General features: G+C 53.8%; 12 protein-coding genes. 10 read left to right on the top strand and 2 right to left on the bottom strand.

Going from position 1 to position 16,927, the window contains the following annotated elements; genetic code table 11:
• Positions 1 to 7: 7 nt before the first annotated feature.
• The 4 genes from ACFQRK_RS09205 (at position 8) to ACFQRK_RS09190 (ending at position 5,068) form a co-directional block, all read left to right on the top strand.
• Entirely contained in the window at positions 8 to 1,720 is a 1,713-nt protein-coding gene (locus tag ACFQRK_RS09205; RefSeq protein WP_379005819.1) for a RagB/SusD family nutrient uptake outer membrane protein, read from the top strand.
• Positions 1,721 to 1,737: 17 nt separating this feature from the next.
• Positions 1,738 to 2,313 (top strand): BT_3987 domain-containing protein, encoded by a 576-nt coding sequence (locus tag ACFQRK_RS09200; protein WP_379005817.1) that lies wholly within the window; start codon positions 1,738 to 1,740, stop codon positions 2,311 to 2,313.
• A gap of 10 nt (positions 2,314 to 2,323) precedes the next feature.
• Positions 2,324 to 3,523, top strand: a complete 1,200-nt coding sequence (locus ACFQRK_RS09195) for a metallophosphoesterase (RefSeq protein ID WP_379005815.1) — start codon at positions 2,324 to 2,326, stop codon at positions 3,521 to 3,523.
• A gap of 84 nt (positions 3,524 to 3,607) precedes the next feature.
• Positions 3,608 to 5,068 carry a metallophosphoesterase family protein gene (locus tag ACFQRK_RS09190; RefSeq protein ID WP_379005814.1) on the top strand — a complete coding sequence of 487 codons (1,461 nt, stop codon included), beginning with the start codon at positions 3,608 to 3,610 and terminating at the stop codon, positions 5,066 to 5,068.
• Between the two features lie 122 nt (positions 5,069 to 5,190).
• Here the strand turns inward: ACFQRK_RS09190 and budA are convergent, their stop codons facing one another.
• Both budA and ACFQRK_RS09180 read right to left on the bottom strand, forming a co-directional pair.
• Positions 5,191 to 5,985: an acetolactate decarboxylase gene (budA, locus tag ACFQRK_RS09185; protein WP_379005812.1), complete on the bottom strand. Its 795-nt coding sequence runs from the start codon at positions 5,983 to 5,985 to the stop codon at positions 5,191 to 5,193.
• A gap of 92 nt (positions 5,986 to 6,077) precedes the next feature.
• Entirely contained in the window at positions 6,078 to 6,974 is an 897-nt protein-coding gene (locus ACFQRK_RS09180) for a helix-turn-helix domain-containing protein (RefSeq protein WP_379005810.1), read from the bottom strand.
• 110 nt (positions 6,975 to 7,084) lie between these two features.
• Here ACFQRK_RS09180 and ACFQRK_RS09175 point away from each other — a divergent pair, with 110 nt between their 5' ends.
• The 6 genes from ACFQRK_RS09175 (at position 7,085) to ACFQRK_RS09150 (ending at position 16,906) form a co-directional block, all read left to right on the top strand.
• On the top strand, positions 7,085 to 7,447 hold the full coding sequence (locus tag ACFQRK_RS09175) for a hypothetical protein (RefSeq protein WP_379005809.1): 363 nt from the start codon (positions 7,085 to 7,087) through the stop codon (positions 7,445 to 7,447).
• Between the two features lie 9 nt (positions 7,448 to 7,456).
• Entirely contained in the window at positions 7,457 to 7,663 is a 207-nt protein-coding gene (locus tag ACFQRK_RS09170; RefSeq protein ID WP_379005807.1) for a helix-turn-helix transcriptional regulator, read from the top strand.
• Between the two features lie 149 nt (positions 7,664 to 7,812).
• Positions 7,813 to 8,394 carry a Crp/Fnr family transcriptional regulator gene (locus ACFQRK_RS09165; protein WP_379005805.1) on the top strand — a complete coding sequence of 194 codons (582 nt, stop codon included), beginning with the start codon at positions 7,813 to 7,815 and terminating at the stop codon, positions 8,392 to 8,394.
• Between the two features lie 71 nt (positions 8,395 to 8,465).
• Positions 8,466 to 8,900: a cupin domain-containing protein gene (locus tag ACFQRK_RS09160; RefSeq protein WP_379005803.1), complete on the top strand. Its 435-nt coding sequence runs from the start codon at positions 8,466 to 8,468 to the stop codon at positions 8,898 to 8,900.
• Positions 8,901 to 9,029: 129 nt separating this feature from the next.
• Positions 9,030 to 15,872 (top strand): Ig-like domain-containing protein, encoded by a 6,843-nt coding sequence (locus ACFQRK_RS09155; protein ID WP_379005801.1) that lies wholly within the window; start codon positions 9,030 to 9,032, stop codon positions 15,870 to 15,872.
• Positions 15,872 to 16,906, top strand: a complete 1,035-nt coding sequence (locus ACFQRK_RS09150; protein WP_379005799.1) for a PorP/SprF family type IX secretion system membrane protein — start codon at positions 15,872 to 15,874, stop codon at positions 16,904 to 16,906. Before ACFQRK_RS09155 ends, ACFQRK_RS09150 begins: the two co-directional genes overlap by 1 nt.
• The last annotated feature ends 21 nt before the right edge of the window (positions 16,907 to 16,927 follow it).

The raw sequence follows: 16,927 nt of genomic DNA, 5'->3' as shown, positions 1-16,927 counted from the left end.
AAAAGACATGAAAAGAATTAAAATAACTGTTGTCTCCCTCTTGCTTCTGTGTTTCATCGGAGGCTGTAAAGATTATTTGGATCGCGATATCATCGTCAACCTTACCGAAAAGGATGTCATCCATTCGTACGATTATGCCCGGGCACGCGTTTCGGCTGTGTACCAGGTGCTGAAAGCCGGATTTGATGAGGTGGATGGCGCCATGTTGGCCGCCGCAAGCGATGAGGCCGAACATACGTTGGAAACATCGTCCGTACACCGGTTCAATACCGGCGATTGGGACGCGATCAATAACCCGGATAACGCCTGGGCGCATTACTATAGTGGCGTGCGCGTAGCCAACCAGTTTCTGGCATCCAGCGACGACATTAACCTGGATTACCTGCGGCTCGATCCAAGGCCGTCGCAGCAGGAAACCTATCAGGCAAGACTCGCGGAAATCAACAGATGGAAAAACGAGGTTCGGTTTTTACGGGCGTTCTTTTATTTCGAGTTGGTCAAACGGTACGGGGGCGTGCCGATCATTACGGAGACCTTCGGATTGAACGATTCACCGGATGGTCTGTCCCGGCAATCATTGGCGGAGAGCATCGGGTTTATCGTGGACGAATGTGATGCGGTCGCACCCAACTTGCCGGCTGTACCCGAATCGGTCAACTTGGGAAGAGCAACCAAAGGTGCGGCGTTATCGCTCAAAAGCCAGGTTTTGCTCTATGCTGCAAGTGATTTGTACAACACGCCGGACTGGGCTGGTGGATATGCGCACCCTGAGCTGATTGCGTTGCCCGCTGCCGATCGGGCCGCCCGCTGGAAGGCGGCAGCAGACGCTGCAAAGGCAGTAATCGATTTGACCGAGGCAAACTATGCGCTGCATGGAGATTATCAGTCACTGTTCAGGACATTCAATAGTCAAGAGATTATTTTTGCCAGGCGGCAGGGTGCGACTAATAGCTTTGAAAGGGCTAACTTCCCCGTGGGCTATGACTTGGGGCAGAGCGGGACAACACCTTCACAAAACCTTGTTGATGCCTATGAGGTAATCGCCGAAGATGGCACGGCTATGCCGTTTGATTGGACAAACCCGGCACATGCCGCCAATCCCTATAGCAACCGCGACCCTCGGTTGGGCATGAGTCTGCTGACCAATAACACGGCATTTAAAGGTAGGCCGGTTGAGCTGTGGGCCGGAGGGCTCGACGGAAAAGGCCGCGACCAAGCGTCGCGTACGGGATATTACCTGCTTAAATATGTAGATCCAAACATCAATCTGCTGACCGGGACGACGAGCGTACATACGTGGATTTTTATCCGCCTGGCCGGTATTTACCTGAATTATGCGGAAGCCCTGAACGAATACGACCCAGGGCATCCGGACATCAAAGCATATATCGATCGGGTTCGGCAACGGAATGGAGTGGGTATGCCGCCCCTGCCCATTGGGCTGAGCCAAGCCGAAATGCGGGACCGTATCCGTAGGGAGCGGCAGGTCGAATTGGCGTTTGAAGGTCACCGGTTCTGGGATGTACGGCGGTGGATGATCGCTCCGGCTACGCTCGGTGAACCGTTGAAAGGCGTGGATATTGTGCGGACAGGTGAAACGTTTACCTATACGCCCGCCACTGTAGAAAACCGGGTGTTTCATCCTAAAATGCATTTTTACCCAATCCCGCAACAGGAGTTGCTGAAAGTGGATGGGCTCGTACAAAATCCGTTGTGGTAATTTATAGCGATATCATTATGAAAAAGACAATAAAAAGGAAGTATTTTCCGGTTTTGATTGGGATACTGGTTGTTTTGGTTGCTTTTGGCTGTGGGAAGTATCAGGAATTGGCGGATGCCGACTATCCGGATCAGGTGATCTATATGCCAGCTGCAGGGCAGCTTTATCACTTAACCGAACCCAAAGATACGTATGACGTGCCCACACCTGGCAATCCGTATCGTTTTCGGATCGATGAAGGTACAAACAAGGTTATTATCCCGCTTGGTGTGGTGCGGGGCGGGATCGCGAATAGCGGATCGGTTTCCATTACCGTGACCGACCGGCCCGATACGGTGAGCACACTGATCGATAAGGGACAACTACAGGCACAATTAGTCCCAGCTTCAGCCTATGCGCTACCTACGACGGTTGTTTTGGCGGACGGATCGGATGCCGTTTCATTCGAGTTGACGCTTGATCTGCCGTTCCTGTTGAGCCATCCCGGCCAGGTCTTTGCGGTTGGCTTGAGCATCTCAAGTGCCGAGCGGAAAACAAACCCGGATAAAGAGACCACGATTGTTGTCATTGACACCAACCTGTTGGCAGATTAACGAATTGGACATGAAGGAAAGATTAGTATCCATGTTCCGGATTTTTTTAACGCTGTCGCTAGGGGCGATTATGCCGCTTTTGATGCTTGCGCAGGCGCCATTCCAGATTACCCACCAGCCCTATTTGCAAGCACTGGATGAAACGAGTGTGAGTATCTTGTGGACGACCAATAAGACGGCGATCAGCTGGGTGGAACTGGCTCCAGATGATGGAAGCCATTTCTATCAGAAGGAGCGGCCGAAATATTTTGCCGTACGCCATGGCTTTAAAGTGAAGGATACGCTTCATCACGTTCGATTGGAAGGGCTCCAGCCGGGAACAACATATCGGTACCGGGTTTTTTCGCAGGAGGTGAAAAGCCACGAATGGGTAACGGTGGAGTATGGGCGCGTGGCAGCCACCCAGGTGTACCGAAAGGAACCACTAAGCTTTACGACGGTAGATCCGGCTGCGACGACCATTTCGTTTGCGATGATCAATGATATACACGGCAATAACGAATTGATGAAGAAGTTATTGGGCCAAATTGAATTTGCTGAAAATGACCTGGTGTTTTTCAATGGGGATATGGCCAGCCATTTCTTGGGCGAAGGCCAGGTATTTGGGTCGTTCATGGATACCGCAACCCATGTGTTCGCATCGACGCACCCAATGTACTATGCGCGGGGTAACCACGAAACACGGGGGCCGTTTGCGGAAAGGTTTGCTGACTATTTTCCAACCAAGTCCGGCCAGTTGTATTACCTGTTGCGCCGCGGCCCTATCTGTTTTGTCGTGCTCGACGCTGGCGAGGATAAACCGGATGCCGACATGGAATATAGCGGTATCGTTGCCTTCGATGAATACAGGACGCAGCAGGCTGAATGGCTGGAAGCGGCAATGAAACGTCCGGAATACACGGAAGCGCCATTCAAAGTGGTGATCTGCCACATGCCGCCATTTGGCGGCTGGCATGGCGAAGTAGAGGTTGCAGAAAAATTCGTACCGCTGCTCAACGAAGCCGGAGCCCACCTGATGCTGAGCGGTCACCTTCACCGGCACATCAATCGCCAGCCAGACCCCGAGGGACATCGATTCCCTGTCTTAATCAATGCAAACACCTCCGTGGTGAAAGCGACGGCCGATAGCAAGCACCTCCACATCGAGGTAATTGACCAGGACGGTAAAGTCATCGAAAATATCACGATAAATTCCAGCGCAAAGCGGTGAGTGGTACTGTTTTTATTCCTGATTGTTCCAACAGCGCTTGCAGCTGTTGGCAATAGACTTACAAACGAATTAATATCAGCTATTATGATAAAATTAATATTTCGCGCTTGCTTGTCGATCGCGCTCCCGTTTCTGCAAGTGACTGTGTTAGCCACTGCATCGCCCACGATACCTAACCGAATGGACGGGTCGCATCCGGTGGCGCACGAATCGTTTTCGATATGGACGCCCCGGGCTCATAACCCTGCTTTTGTACAGGCGGGGGATAGCATGCTGATTGAAATAATGGCCGATAGCAGTTGGCGTGAATCGGGGTGGAGCGCCACCGTAAAAAACGATTTCGCCACATGGCCGTGCCAGGTGCTGTCTGCAAAATGGGACGCTATTCACCACCAGACAAGCAAGGGGTGGGTACTCACCATCCAGCTGCCGGGTGACGTGCCGCCGGAACTCGTGGGGCTTGCCGTATCGCATGCTTCGGGCAAGACGGCCCTAGCGGAGCGGGCTGTACATGTGGTACCCGATCTGGAAGCCGATTTCTACATTCTTCACCAATCGGACCAACACCTCACGCAGGATTCAGCAGGCGAGCCCGGTGGTACCGCAGGTGAGCGGTGGTCTGGCGGCACAAAAGAGGCCTTGAATTGGCTGGCGCCGGTGGTTAACCTGATCAATCCCAGACTGGTTTTCCAAACCGGGGACAATATGCAGCTTTATAACCGGGCGGATGAGTGGTGCGGTATGGAAGAGGCCAAGGTCCGCGTAGCGCGCTTCATGGAAGGATTGGCAGGCTTCGAGGTACCCACGGTACTGGCTACGGGCAACCACGACTTAGGTTGGGGCGATTATGTAGACATCAAAGCCTGGCGGAAACAGTATACCGAACAGGTTGGCCAACGTGCCTTTTCTTTTAGAATGGGGTCTATGTACGTGCTGAATACGGAATGGACATCTAATGAGTTTCTGGACTGGGCAAGAGCGGACTACGCCCGGTCTTGGAATGATCCGACGGTCAAATACCGGTTGCTTGTTTCCCATTTTTATGACGGATTGGAAGGGTGGACGAACATTGCCACTGCGGCATATCCCAGTGATTTGCTGCTCGTAGGGCACAATCACCGGACACGGGTATTGCAAACCGAACCGTTTACCGTGCTTTCGGTGGGATCGGCGCAGGATTTCCAACGTGCGGCTTTCTTCAATTTCAGGCGTACGGCCTCGGGCTGGACCAGCGAGCAACCTGCCATGCACGCTGATGGTATAACGGTGCATCGGATGTTGGGCGACTACGGTAAGCCTACGGTATCGGCTTCGTATGAACGGGAGAACGATGGTACGGCTTCGGCCAATTCGGTGTGGATCGCTAATGATCTGCCCCATGATTTTTACGATGGTCGAGTTCGCTTCGTGATGAAGAAAGGCCGATACCAGGTAACTGGTGGAAATGTACTTGCGCAATATGATACTGATGACGGAGAAAAAACCGTTGTATTGGTTAAGGTTAATATTCGGCAAAATGCAAAAACACAGGTGATGATCGATTAATCGTACCAACGGGCGCCTGATTAATATTGTTCGCACCTTCGAATTGCATAAGGCCGACTGGGCCACGATCATTGAAGGAATCGTGAAGCATAGCAACGCGCAGCGCGGTGCATCATAAGTAATTATTCAACCCGATGCAGCTCGCTCTGGCGGTTTTCCTTCAGGTTTAACTTTTGCCAGTCTGGGTGGGTATTTTCCGCTATGATAATGCCCTCCGCCTGGTCAACTTCTACGGTTAACGGCTCATCGGTCACAAAGTCGAAAATATGCCCGCCCTGCTTTCGATCATCGGTGATGAAATGGGTATGAAAGCCCGGGATATTCGTTTTTTCCATGTAATCGGGCATGTAAAACCCGACGAGTGTTCCAGACACGTTCTCAAAATCAAAATTGTACTGACCGCCGGTTGCCAAGTATTCCGCGAGGGGCGGGTAGGGCTTGGTTGCCGGATGGGGTGCCCGCGCCTGAATGGCCTTTAGCTTCCCGGTAATGCGTATGGCATAGATGGAATTACGGGCGATCCGCTTGGAAATGCTATCCTTCAACATGTCATAGGTCAGGCCCTTCGCGTGGACAGCAAACGTCGAGTCTGGCCTGAAAAACTTGACAAATGCAATGCCGGTACGGTCTGCATCGGGTATAGCGTGGATACTTCCATCATACCGCATTTTATACACTTCGTTATGGTTCATAATCAATTCGCCATCCAGCGTGTTGAACCCGCCCAAACCAAAATCACCATGCTTTTTGAGCTCACCAAACGTCATGTTGCCGTCGTATACGCCGGCCAGTAATGCATCCATGATGGAATATTGGTAAACGAAATCGGTAATTTTCTTCGCCGGGGCTCGGTCGGCGCAGGAAACCGCGCATACGAGGATGGCTAGTAATACAATGGGCGCTGCTGTTTTCTTCATGTTCGCTGTGTTGGATACGGTGTTATCTCGGTGCAAAATTACTCCGAAGCCTCGATTTGCGAGTATGCATTTCAAATAGATGGTTATGGCAATCAAACAGGCAACTTCCGGTATTGGCTGGGGGGTTGACCTGTATGCTTCTTGAAGAAGCTATTGAAATTGGAAGCGTGTTCAAACCCGAGCGTGTAGCCAATTTCGGCAACGTCCCAATCGCTGTTTCGGAGCAGCGCCTTGGCCTCCTTAACGATCCGCTCGGCAATCCACGCGCTGGTGGTACGGCCCGTCCGCTCCCGCAGCAATCGGTTGAGGTGATTGGTATGCACATTCAATTGCCGGGCATACTCGTTGGCGGTACGGAGCTGAACCACCTGGCCGGGCGCATCTATGGGAAATTGCCTTTCAAGCAGGTCAATGAAAAGGGCAAAAATGCGTTCGTGGGTATTAGCAGGTTTGTAAAATCCATCCGCAGGATTCAATTTCAGTGCCTCGTGCATAATAAGCTGCACATAGTTGCGAAGGACTTCATATTTGCCTGCATAAGCGGATGCCTTTTCGACATGCATTCGCTCAAAAAGCGTAGTTAGAAACTGCATGGTAGGCTCATCGGGAAAGAAAACAAAGTCGCCGCCTACCCGGAATAGGGGCGAATGCGCGAGCTTACCGTTGGCGAAGGAGGTGTCTACAAAGGGTTCGGTAAAAAGGCAGAAATAGCCGGTCTGTTCCTCGGTAGTGGGATTCCAGGCATAGGGTACCATGGGATTCATGAAAAGCAGGGCATTGCCGTTGATGTCGATGGCACGATCGGCCATGGTAAAGATACCCGCCCCATTCACAATCAGCGATATCTTATAAAAATCCCGGCGATTGCTCATGAGGGAGGTTGCAGCGCAGGAAAAGCCGCCCCGCTCATAGACATCGAACTGTTCGACAGGCGAGGGCTCCCGGCCGTGCAATGCAAGGAACCGTCTTAGGGATTCTCGTTGGTGCATGCTACAAACATAAGAAAATCGGTCATTTTGCTCTCGTTAGAAGAATGTAAAGTTTGTTTGTCTTTTTGAATAATATGTTTTACCTTTGTATAAGTAAACTTAACCAGGGAATGGCTACACAAAAAAGCAAAACCATCGTAAAGGGCGCTGTTAAGTTATTTGGTATCGCAGCGGTATTGATTGGGATTCAAGTAATGCTAGACAACCGCTCACCCGGTTCGGAAATGTTGTTGCTTGCCGGTTTGTTTGTGCTTTTCATTAGCCATGAGGCGCGGGAAGACGAGCGGTCTGCGTGGCTAAAGGCGTCGTCCACGCAGCTGGCGCTGATCATCGCGTATACGGTCAAATTGCTAAGTTCTTACCTATATGATGCTGGGGCGATAGGCATCGAACTGGTAGCCATCAATCATTTCCTGATCCTGGTATTTGCATTGGCCATTATCATCTACAACATCCGGTTGTATACCGCGTAGCGCATAGCGATGAAAAATACAATCAAGGTAGAACGCGCCAAACTCAACATTACACAGGCCGAGCTGGCCGACCGCGTAAACGTCTCTAGGCAAACCATCAACTCCATCGAAATCGGAAAGTTCGTGCCGTCTACGGTGCTGGCCCTGAAAATCGCTAATGTGTTCGATACCACGGTAGACGACATATTCGCATTGGAAGCCGATGACTGGCGATAGGTGATTTTTGCCGTTTAAGGCTGTTGCAGACACGGCTTAGGAGACCGCAGCGGAGCGCCCCCAAACGCAGTTAACTGGTGCGAACGCCATTGCTTTGAAAAAATCGCTACTTTTATAGCGACTTAACAAATACAGCCACACACACGCTAATGGAGGAGCATTTACTGTTTAAAACCTTAAAAGAAGTAACCGATTTCTCTGATGAGTCGTTTCAGCAATTGCTATCTCTTTTTGAAGCTCGTTCACTGGCTAAAAGCGAGCTGCTTTTTACGCAGGATACCGTCGTAAAGGAGCTTTGCTTTGTGATGAAAGGTTGCCTAAGGCAATACCAAACGACAGCTGATGGTTACGAACGCAACATTTTTTTTGCCGAGGAGGGCTGGTGGTGCGGCGAGATGGAAAGTTTTATCCATAGCTACCCTTCTATCGTAAGCATGCAGGCCCTGGAGAACTGCATGTTGCTCTCCATCAACAGGGAACGCTGGGAATACGCCACCCGGAATATTCCCGATTACGCACTCTACCAAATCAAAAACAGGAGCCGTACCGTGGCATGGCTCAAAAGCATGATCAGCAATATCGGTACGGAAACACCCGATGAACAATACCGCCGCATGTTGAAAGAGAATGCTCATTGGGTAAATCGGTTGCCGCAATACCACATTGCCAGTTACCTGGGTGTAACACCCGAAACATTAAGCCGCATCCGGAAAAGAAATGTGCGTTTATAGTCGTTTCTTGTCGCGCGTCAACTTTTTATTCGAAATTCCGCCTTTTCTTTGTGCGAATTAATAGATACACGATGAAACCTTCGGAAATTATTGAATTGGGAAACGGGGTAGAAATTCATTTCTGCCTCGATGCAGGAGATACTAACGCTCAGTTTACGCTTTTTAAAGTGGTGGTGCATCCGAACGCGAAAGTCCCTGCGGCACACTACCATGAGAATTTTGATGAAACGCTATACGGATTGAAGGGATCGCTCACGCTGACCGTAGACGACGAAACCCTGCGCTTAAATCCAGGTGATTGTTGTTTTATAAAAAGAGGCAGGGTGCATAGTTTTCACAACGATACGAGCGAACCGGCAGAAATGCTGGCATATGCCAACCCGGGTGTATTCACCGCACATTATTTCAAAGACCTCCTCCAGGTGCTGAATGCCGGAGGCCCGCCGGATATGGCTCGCATGAAACAAATCATGTTGCAGTACGGACTCGTGCCGGTAGCCAACTAAAGAGCGCCTTTGTTGATCAAAGAAGCGTTATACCTACGTTAACATTTACCAGTTACAATGAATAATCGTCTACCCCGCCTAGGGCATGGCTTGATGGTCATCTTGCTATGTACTACTACATGCCATGTTATGGCACAATCAGACCTGAATACCGGGTTTTCGCAAAGTTTTGATAATGTGAGCACACTAAATGCCGACGGATGGTCGATGCAAAACAATAGTGAGTTGCTTGGAACGGAAAGCTGGGCTCAGGGTAATGCGGGGCTTTTTAGCGCTTATAACGGAAGCCCTGGGGCGTATATTGGGGTAGGAAAGGGAAGCGCCCGCGGTGGGGCGGCCACCATCAGCAACTGGCTGATATCGCCAAATAGGGAGTTTCGAAACGGAGATGTCATTACGTTTTACACACGCGCAAGGACACCGCAATTTGAGCTCGACCGGGTAGACCGATTGGAAGTGCGGTTGAGTACAAATGGCGCCAGCACGGCTGTAGGCACAACCGCTGCCGGTGTAGGCGATTTTACTACATTGCTGCTGAGTATCAATCCGGCCCTGGCACACCATGTGTATCCGAAAACCTGGACGCAATACACCGTTACGGTGACGGGCCTTTCCGAACCAACGTCGGGTCGGATGGCGTTCCGGTATTTTGTGACCGACGGAGGGCCTGTGGGAATTAATTCGGAGTACATTGGTTTGGATGAGGTGGTCTACACGCCGTATGACTGTCCGGCAATCACGGTTGGTGGCACCTTGCCCGATGGGGCACTCGGACAATCGTACCACGCCATACTGACACAAACGGGCGCCTTAGAAACGCATGCATACACCATTACCGATGGCGGATTACCCGATGGGGTGACCTTATCGCCAAACGGTACGATCTCGGGGACGCCAACGGAGAGCGGAACGTTTGATGTGGAAGTCACGGTGACGGATGCAAGTGGTTGTTCGGGAACGGAGTCGTTTTCTTGGGTTGTGATTCCTACGGTTGTCGCGCACATGGAAGTTGACGATACGCAATTGACGGTTGGTGAAACCGCGACACTCACCGTGATGTTCAGTGAGGCGGTTTTTGGACTGGAAATTACCGACTTTACCGTGGAGAATGGCACGTTGAGCGAATTGACGACAGAAGACGGTGGAATCACGTGGACGGCCACGCTGACTCCAACGCCCGATAGGGAAGCCACCGCAAACAGCATTACGCTTGACCATACGGGCTTTGTTAATGACGCCGGCGTACCAGGGATTGGATCGTCGGAATCGAATGATTATGCCATTGATACGGCTTCCCCCACGGCTTCAATTGCCATCAATGACTGGCGGAACAGCTATCAAAACATCATTGTTAATTTCAACAAAACGGCAGCCGTCACCATCGCTTTCAGTGAGGCAGTATCGGGGCTGACTGTAGGCGATTTCACAGTGGGCAGCGGTACGCTGAGTGACTTGTCGTCTTCGGACGAGGGATTGACCTGGACGGCGACGCTGACGCCTGCGGCGGATACCGAGAATCGAACGAACGTGATTGTGCTGAATAACACAGGTGTTTACGATGCCAAAGGCAACCCGGGCGCGGGGATAACCCAATCGCCTATTTACATCGTCGATACGGTCGTTCCGGAGCTTTTGTCGGTTGAAATGGAACACAGCACATTCAATGTTGCTACAAACGTATCGTGGGTGATTTTCAGGTTTAGCGAACCCATTGTTTCCTTCGATCAAACGAATATTACGTTTGAGAATGGTACGCTGGGCGATTGGGAAGGGAGAGAAGTTGCCTCCGTTTATGCGGCGCGGTTCCGGCCGACGGCGGGTGTTGAACAGGCAATCAATGCGATTACCGTAGAAGATGTTACTTTTTGGGATTATGGCGACAATTTGGGTTCGGGTACGGTAGTTCCGCTAGCTTATGTGATTGATAACGTAATGCCGATTGTCACCTCCGTTGGGGTGCCGGAAGATGGTCTTTACGAGGAGGGCGATGAATTAACGTTTACCGTCGGGATGCGCGAACCGGTAAATGTGGATTCCGATGCCGGCCCGGTAGCGTTAGAACTGATTGTTGGCACCGCCAACCGCACGGCCAGTTATCGCTCGGGCTCGGGCACTTCAACATTGGTTTTTGCATATACCGTGCAGGCGGGAGATATCGACATGGACGGTATCGAGGTGGGCGATCTGGATGCGGCGGATGGCGCCCTTATTGCAGATCTGGCCGGTAATCCCTTGCAAAGCGAATCGGTGAACAACGTAGGCAATACAGAAGCCATACGGGTTCGCGCTGCACATGTGCCTGTGATCACGATTTCTTCGGGTATGGCCACGTTTACGGAAGCAGGAAGTGGGGCTTCTGTGCCTATTATCGTGGATGAAGCACTGGTCGTATCCCACCCGGGTAATGCTACCCTGGCATCCGCCGTAGTGCAGATTACGAATAATTTCATGCCTGAGGAAGATTTGCTGGCGTTCAGCAACAATGGCAGCACAATGGGCAACATTACAAGTAGCTACGATGCGGCTGCGGGTGTGCTGACGCTGACGTCCGCCGGTGCTTCAGCTACCCTTGCTGAGTGGCAGGAAGCGTTGCGCGCAATCACGTATACCAATACATCGGACATGCCCGGTACGCAGCTCCGCTCCATCGAATTTGTCGTGAGCGAAGGGGCAGTCGGTAGCGAACCGGTGAGCAGGAATGTAGCAGTGGTTTCGGTTAACGATGCTCCGGTTATGTCGGTTCCCGGCTCAATAGCCGTTATTGAAAACGGGACCGTCTCGCTTACGGGCATCAGCTTCGCTGACGCGGATGCGGGATCCGGCATGGTAACGGCGACATACGCCGTTCCGATTGGCTCGCTGTCAGCGACTAGCGGCGATGGTATTAGCGTTGGCGGAACCAGCAGTGTGCTCACATTGACCGGAACGATCGCAGGCATCAACAATTTCATGGCTTTGGGTGCTTTGGCATACACGCCGGCGCTGAATGCGTCGGGAAGTACGGCACTGACGGTGTCAATAAACGACAATGGTAACACGGGCACAGGTGGAGCGTTTCAGGATTTCAGGACGGTGGTCCTGCAGGTTACTGCGGTAAACCATGCTCCTGTGATTACGGCACCGGCCTCCATCGCGGTCGATGAGGACGTATCAACCCGACTTACTGGCATCAGCTTTGCCGATGTGGATGCCGACGGCGGGGATGTCACCGCCGCGTTCTCGGTGGAAAGCGGCACACTTTCCGCGGCATCGGGCAGTGGCGTGGCGGTTAGCGGATCGGGAACGGGAACGTTGAGTCTCAACGGCAAGATAGCAGACATCAATGCGTTTATGGCAGCCGGCGGCGTTAGTTTCACCACCGCGATGAATGCGACCTCAGCGGTGACCCTGACGGTGAATATCAACGACAACGGCAATACAGGAACGGGCGGGGCCCTGGAGGATACCGCAACGATAACCCTGTCAATAACGGCGGTAAACGATGCCCCCGTGAACACGGTACCGGCAGGGCAGACCGTTGATCAGGACGGGGTACTGGTAGTCAGCCCGGGCAACGGCAATGCGATTTCCGTTTCGGATGTGGATGCCGGGGGAGGTATCATACGGGGCACGCTAACGGCTGTGAACGGTTTGATCACCTTGGGAAGCACTACGGGGCTGGTTTTCATCAGCGGCAGTGGGGTTGGCGATGGTACCATGATTTTTGAAGGCTCCATCGCCGACATCAACACCGCGCTCAACGGGTTGACGTTTGCACCGACAAGCGGCTACAATGGCGCGGCAAGCCTTGAGGTTGTTACCGACGACCTGGGATTGACCGGGTCTGGCGGCCCGCAGATGGATAGGGATGTCATTGCGATCACGGTGAGCCCGATCCATCCGGTAATCACCGCGGTGAACGCAACCAGCGCAAACGGGCTGTACAAAATAGGGGATGACATCACCCTGACGGTCTCATTCGACCAGGCGGTGACGGTGGCTGGATTGGGCACTTTACCTTCCTTGCTGCTGGAAACCGGTAGCGCAGACCGGGAAGCGGCCTACATATCCGGATCGGGCTCCAATACGCTCGCATTTGAGTATACTGTGCAGGCGGGCGATGTGAGCGCCGACCTGGATTACCAATCGACCGCGGCATTAATGCGTAATGGCGCCACGATACAGAGCGCCTCCGGACAGGATGCCGTCTTGACACTGCCTGCCGTTGGCGGTGCCCATTCAATCGGGGGGCAACACAGCCTCGTCATCGATGGGGTGGCCCCAACGGTTACTTCCGTAGATGTACCGGCTAACGGCTACTACCGGGAAGGGGATGCGCTGACAGTTACGGTACGGATGGACGATGATGTGTTGGTAAATACCGGCAGTGACAGCCCTTATCTGGCACTGACCATCGGCACGGCAACCGTGCAAGCAATATATACCGGCGGTTCCGGCGGCGATGCGCTCACGTTCAGTTATACCGTCCAGGCGGCAGACCTGGATCTAAACGGCATTGTCCTTGGTGGAACGATCAATCCGAACGGAGGTGCCATCCGGGATGATGCGGGCAACAATGCATTGCTTGCGTTAATGGGGGTGCCACCGACAGATCAAGTCTTCGTATACTCGGTGAAGCCTTCGGTTACCTTGTCTACGGAAGCCACATCGCCCGTGAACGAGCCATTTACCGTGACTGCAACGTTCAGCGAGCCAGTCGCTGGATTTACGATCAGTGACATTACGGTTAGCAACGGCACGTTGAGCGATTTGCAGACAATTGATAATAGTTCTTACACGTTTTTGGTTACACCTACCGTACATGGTGGCGTTCAGCTGTCGATTGCTGCCGATGCGGCGGTTAATATAGCAAACAACGGAAACGATGCATCGGATATGGTGAGTATCCAGTTCAACGGTATCATCACCGGCATTGCACTGAGAGACGGCAGCTTTGTGTACGACGGCACGGCTAAATCATTGGCCATCACGGGTAGCCTGCCGGAAGGTACGTCGGTGAGTTATACGCGCAACAGCCGTACGGACGTGGGCAGCCAGGAAGTGACGGCTACGATCAGCGGCAGCAATTACGAAGACCTGGTGCTGACGGCGGAGCTGACGGTCACCGAGGCTACCATCACCGGCATTACGCTGGAGGGCGGCAGCTTCGTGTACGACGGCACGTCGCACAGCCTGGCCATTACGGGTAGCCTGCCGGAAGGCACGTCGGTGAGTTATACCGACAACGGCCGCACGGATGTGGGTACGCAGCAAGTGACGGCTACGATCAGCGGCGGCAACTATGAGACGCTGGTGCTGACGGCCGAACTGATGGTCACCGAAGCCACCATCACCGGCATTACGCTGGAGGGCGGCAGCTTCGTGTACGACGGCACGGCACACAGCTTGGCCATCACGGGCACGCTGCCAGAAGGCACGTCCGTGAGTTATACGGGCAACAGCCGCACGGACGTGGGCACGCAGGAAGTGACGGCTACGATCAGCGGCGACAATTATGACACACTGGTGCTGACGGCGGAGCTGACGGTCACCGAAGCTACCATCACCGGCATTACACTTCCGGACGGCAGTTTTGTGTACGACGGCACGGCTAAATCACTAGCCATCACGGGTAGCCTGCCGGAAGGCACGTCGGTGAGTTATACGGGCAACAGCCGCACGGATGTGGGCAGCCAGGTTGTGACGGCTACGATCAGCGGCGACAATTATGAGACACTGGTGCTGACGGCGGAGCTGGCGGTCACCAAAGCTACCATCACCGGCATTACGCTGGAGGGCGGCAGCTTCGTGTACGACGGCGCGGCTAAATCACTAGCCATCACGGGTAGCCTGCCGGAAGGCACGTCGGTGAGTTATACGGGCAACAGCCGCACGGATGTGGGCAGCCAGGTTGTGACGGCTACGATCAGCGGCGACAATTATGAGACACTGGTGCTGACGGCGGAGCTGGCGGTCACCAAAGCTACCATCACCGGCATTACGCTGGAGGGCGGCAGCTTCGTGTACGACGGCGCGGCTAAATCACTAGCCATCACGGACACGCTGCCGGAAGGCACGTCGGTGAGCTATACCGGCAACGGCCGTACGGATGTGGGCAGCCAGGAAGTAACGGCCACGATCAGTGGTGATAACTATGAGACACTGGTGCTGACCGCCACACTAGCGATCACGCCGGCTGAGCGCACACTAGCCTTCCCCGCACTGCCGGAGAAGACCTACGGGGATGCGGATTTCGACGGAGGGGCTTCCGCCAGCAGCGGAGAGGCGGTAAGTTACACAAGCAGCAACGCGGCGGTTGCGGAGATTGCGGCGAATGGGCAGATCCGCATCATGGGCGCGGGTGAAACCACCATATCGGCCACGGTTCCGGAGAACGGGAACTACACGGGCCGCCCGGAAATCAGCCGGACATTGGTGGTAAACAAAGCCACCCAATCGATCAACTTCGATGCACCGGCGGAGGTGAACCGGGATGAAGGTACCGTGCAGCTGGATGTATCAGCTACTAGCGGCCTGCCGATAAGCCTGACGCTGGATGACGAACAGGTGGCCACATTGGAAGGCAGCACATTGCACATCCACCGGCTGGGCACGGTAACCATCACGGCCACACAGTCGGGCGATGGGAACCACGAAGCGGCCGAACCGGTGACGGTGATGGTGCGCGTGGTGGATCCGGCATCGGACTTTGCCGTGCGCGTGCACCAGGCGGTATCGCCCAACGGGGACGGCATCAACGAGTTCCTGATGATCGAGGGCATCCGCGATTACCCGGACAACCGGGTGAGCATAATCAACCGCAACGGTTCGGTGGTGTGGGAAGCCTCGGGCTACGACAACGACCGGGTAGCGTTCCGCGGCGTTGGTACCGGGCAGCAGTTGCTTCCGGCGGGGACGTACTTCTATATCGTGGAAATCGGTACGGGCAGCAGTACGGAATACCGGAAGGGATACTTCGTGCTGCGGTATTGATGATGCATTTTGCGGTTTGCACTTTGCAATTCACCAGTCGTCTAACATCAAATAGGCAGACAGCAAAAGCAAACAGCAGAAAACAGACAATAAAAACAGCGAGCAAAAAGCAAAAAGCAAAAAGCAAACAGCAGTATATGAGACGGATAACGATATGTTTAGCTTGGGCGGTAATGGGCACATGGACCGTAGCCTACGGCCAGCAGCCATTGACGCACACGCAGCATGGGCAGCTGCGTACGGTGATCAACCCGGCGGCGAGTCTGATGGCCCAGGGCGGTGAGGTGTCGGTGATCGGCCGGCGGCAGTGGGCGGGAATGGACGGTGCGCCCACGGTGCTCTGGGGCAGCGGCCATGTGGGCTTCGAAAGCTTCGGTGCGACGGCGGGTGTGAACATCCGCCACGAGAGCCTGGCGGTGGAGAAGCTGACGGAGGCTTCGGCCTTCTTTGCCAAGAGCGTTCGGATATCGGAGACGGAGTACGTGGGGCTGTCGCTGAACGCGGGGGTGAGCTACCTGGACGGGCGTTTCTCGCAGCTGGACCCGATGGATCCGGCCTTCCGGGAGGATGTGCGGGAGACGGATGCGCTGGTTGGCTTCGGGGTGATGCTTTACCGCCCGGAACGGTACTACGTGGGGCTATCCCTGCCGCGGCTGATGCTGGGGAGCCTCGGGGTTGACAGCGACAGCCGGTACAACTTCCGCAACCTGTACCACCTGACGGCGGGGGCGCTGTTTAATATGGGGCAGGATTTCCAGTTCCGCCCGTCGGTGCTGGTGACCTACGCGGAGAGCCTGCGGCCGCAGGCGGAGGCCTCGGCGCTGGTGTTCATCAAGCGGACGTTCGGCATCGGTGCGAACGTGCGGAGCTACGGTGAGTTTGCGGGGATGGCGCAGTTCAATTTCGCTGGCTTCGGGCTGGGTTACAGCTACCAGTTCAATCCCGGAAGCGAGCCGCTGAACCGGCGCATCAGCAACACCACCCACGAAATCGGATTGCAATACCGATTCGGCAGGGCGCTGCAATTGTTATAGGGGCTTCATGGTGTTGTTGGA

This window comes from Parapedobacter sp. GCM10030251 (genome assembly GCF_042666505.1).
Lineage (GTDB): Bacteria > Bacteroidota > Bacteroidia > Sphingobacteriales > Sphingobacteriaceae > Parapedobacter.
This window is presented reverse-complemented; position numbering and strand designations above follow the sequence as displayed.

What these genes read in the sequence shown, in the direction of transcription:
- ACFQRK_RS09205 (WP_379005819.1), top strand. Translation starts at nt 8, where the DNA reads ATGAAAAGAATTAAAATAACTGTTGTCTCCCTCTTGCTTCTGTGTTTC.
- ACFQRK_RS09200 (WP_379005817.1), top strand. Translation starts at nt 1,738, where the DNA reads ATGAAAAAGACAATAAAAAGGAAGTATTTTCCGGTTTTGATTGGGATA.
- ACFQRK_RS09195 (WP_379005815.1), top strand. Translation starts at nt 2,324, where the DNA reads ATGAAGGAAAGATTAGTATCCATGTTCCGGATTTTTTTAACGCTGTCG.
- ACFQRK_RS09190 (WP_379005814.1), top strand. Translation starts at nt 3,608, where the DNA reads ATGATAAAATTAATATTTCGCGCTTGCTTGTCGATCGCGCTCCCGTTT.
- budA (WP_379005812.1), bottom strand. Translation starts at nt 5,985, where the DNA reads ATGAAGAAAACAGCAGCGCCCATTGTATTACTAGCCATCCTCGTATGC.
- ACFQRK_RS09180 (WP_379005810.1), bottom strand. Translation starts at nt 6,974, where the DNA reads ATGCACCAACGAGAATCCCTAAGACGGTTCCTTGCATTGCACGGCCGG.
- ACFQRK_RS09175 (WP_379005809.1), top strand. Translation starts at nt 7,085, where the DNA reads ATGGCTACACAAAAAAGCAAAACCATCGTAAAGGGCGCTGTTAAGTTA.
- ACFQRK_RS09170 (WP_379005807.1), top strand. Translation starts at nt 7,457, where the DNA reads ATGAAAAATACAATCAAGGTAGAACGCGCCAAACTCAACATTACACAG.
- ACFQRK_RS09165 (WP_379005805.1), top strand. Translation starts at nt 7,813, where the DNA reads ATGGAGGAGCATTTACTGTTTAAAACCTTAAAAGAAGTAACCGATTTC.
- ACFQRK_RS09160 (WP_379005803.1), top strand. Translation starts at nt 8,466, where the DNA reads ATGAAACCTTCGGAAATTATTGAATTGGGAAACGGGGTAGAAATTCAT.
- ACFQRK_RS09155 (WP_379005801.1), top strand. Translation starts at nt 9,030, where the DNA reads ATGGCACAATCAGACCTGAATACCGGGTTTTCGCAAAGTTTTGATAAT.
- ACFQRK_RS09150 (WP_379005799.1), top strand. Translation starts at nt 15,872, where the DNA reads ATGATGCATTTTGCGGTTTGCACTTTGCAATTCACCAGTCGTCTAACA.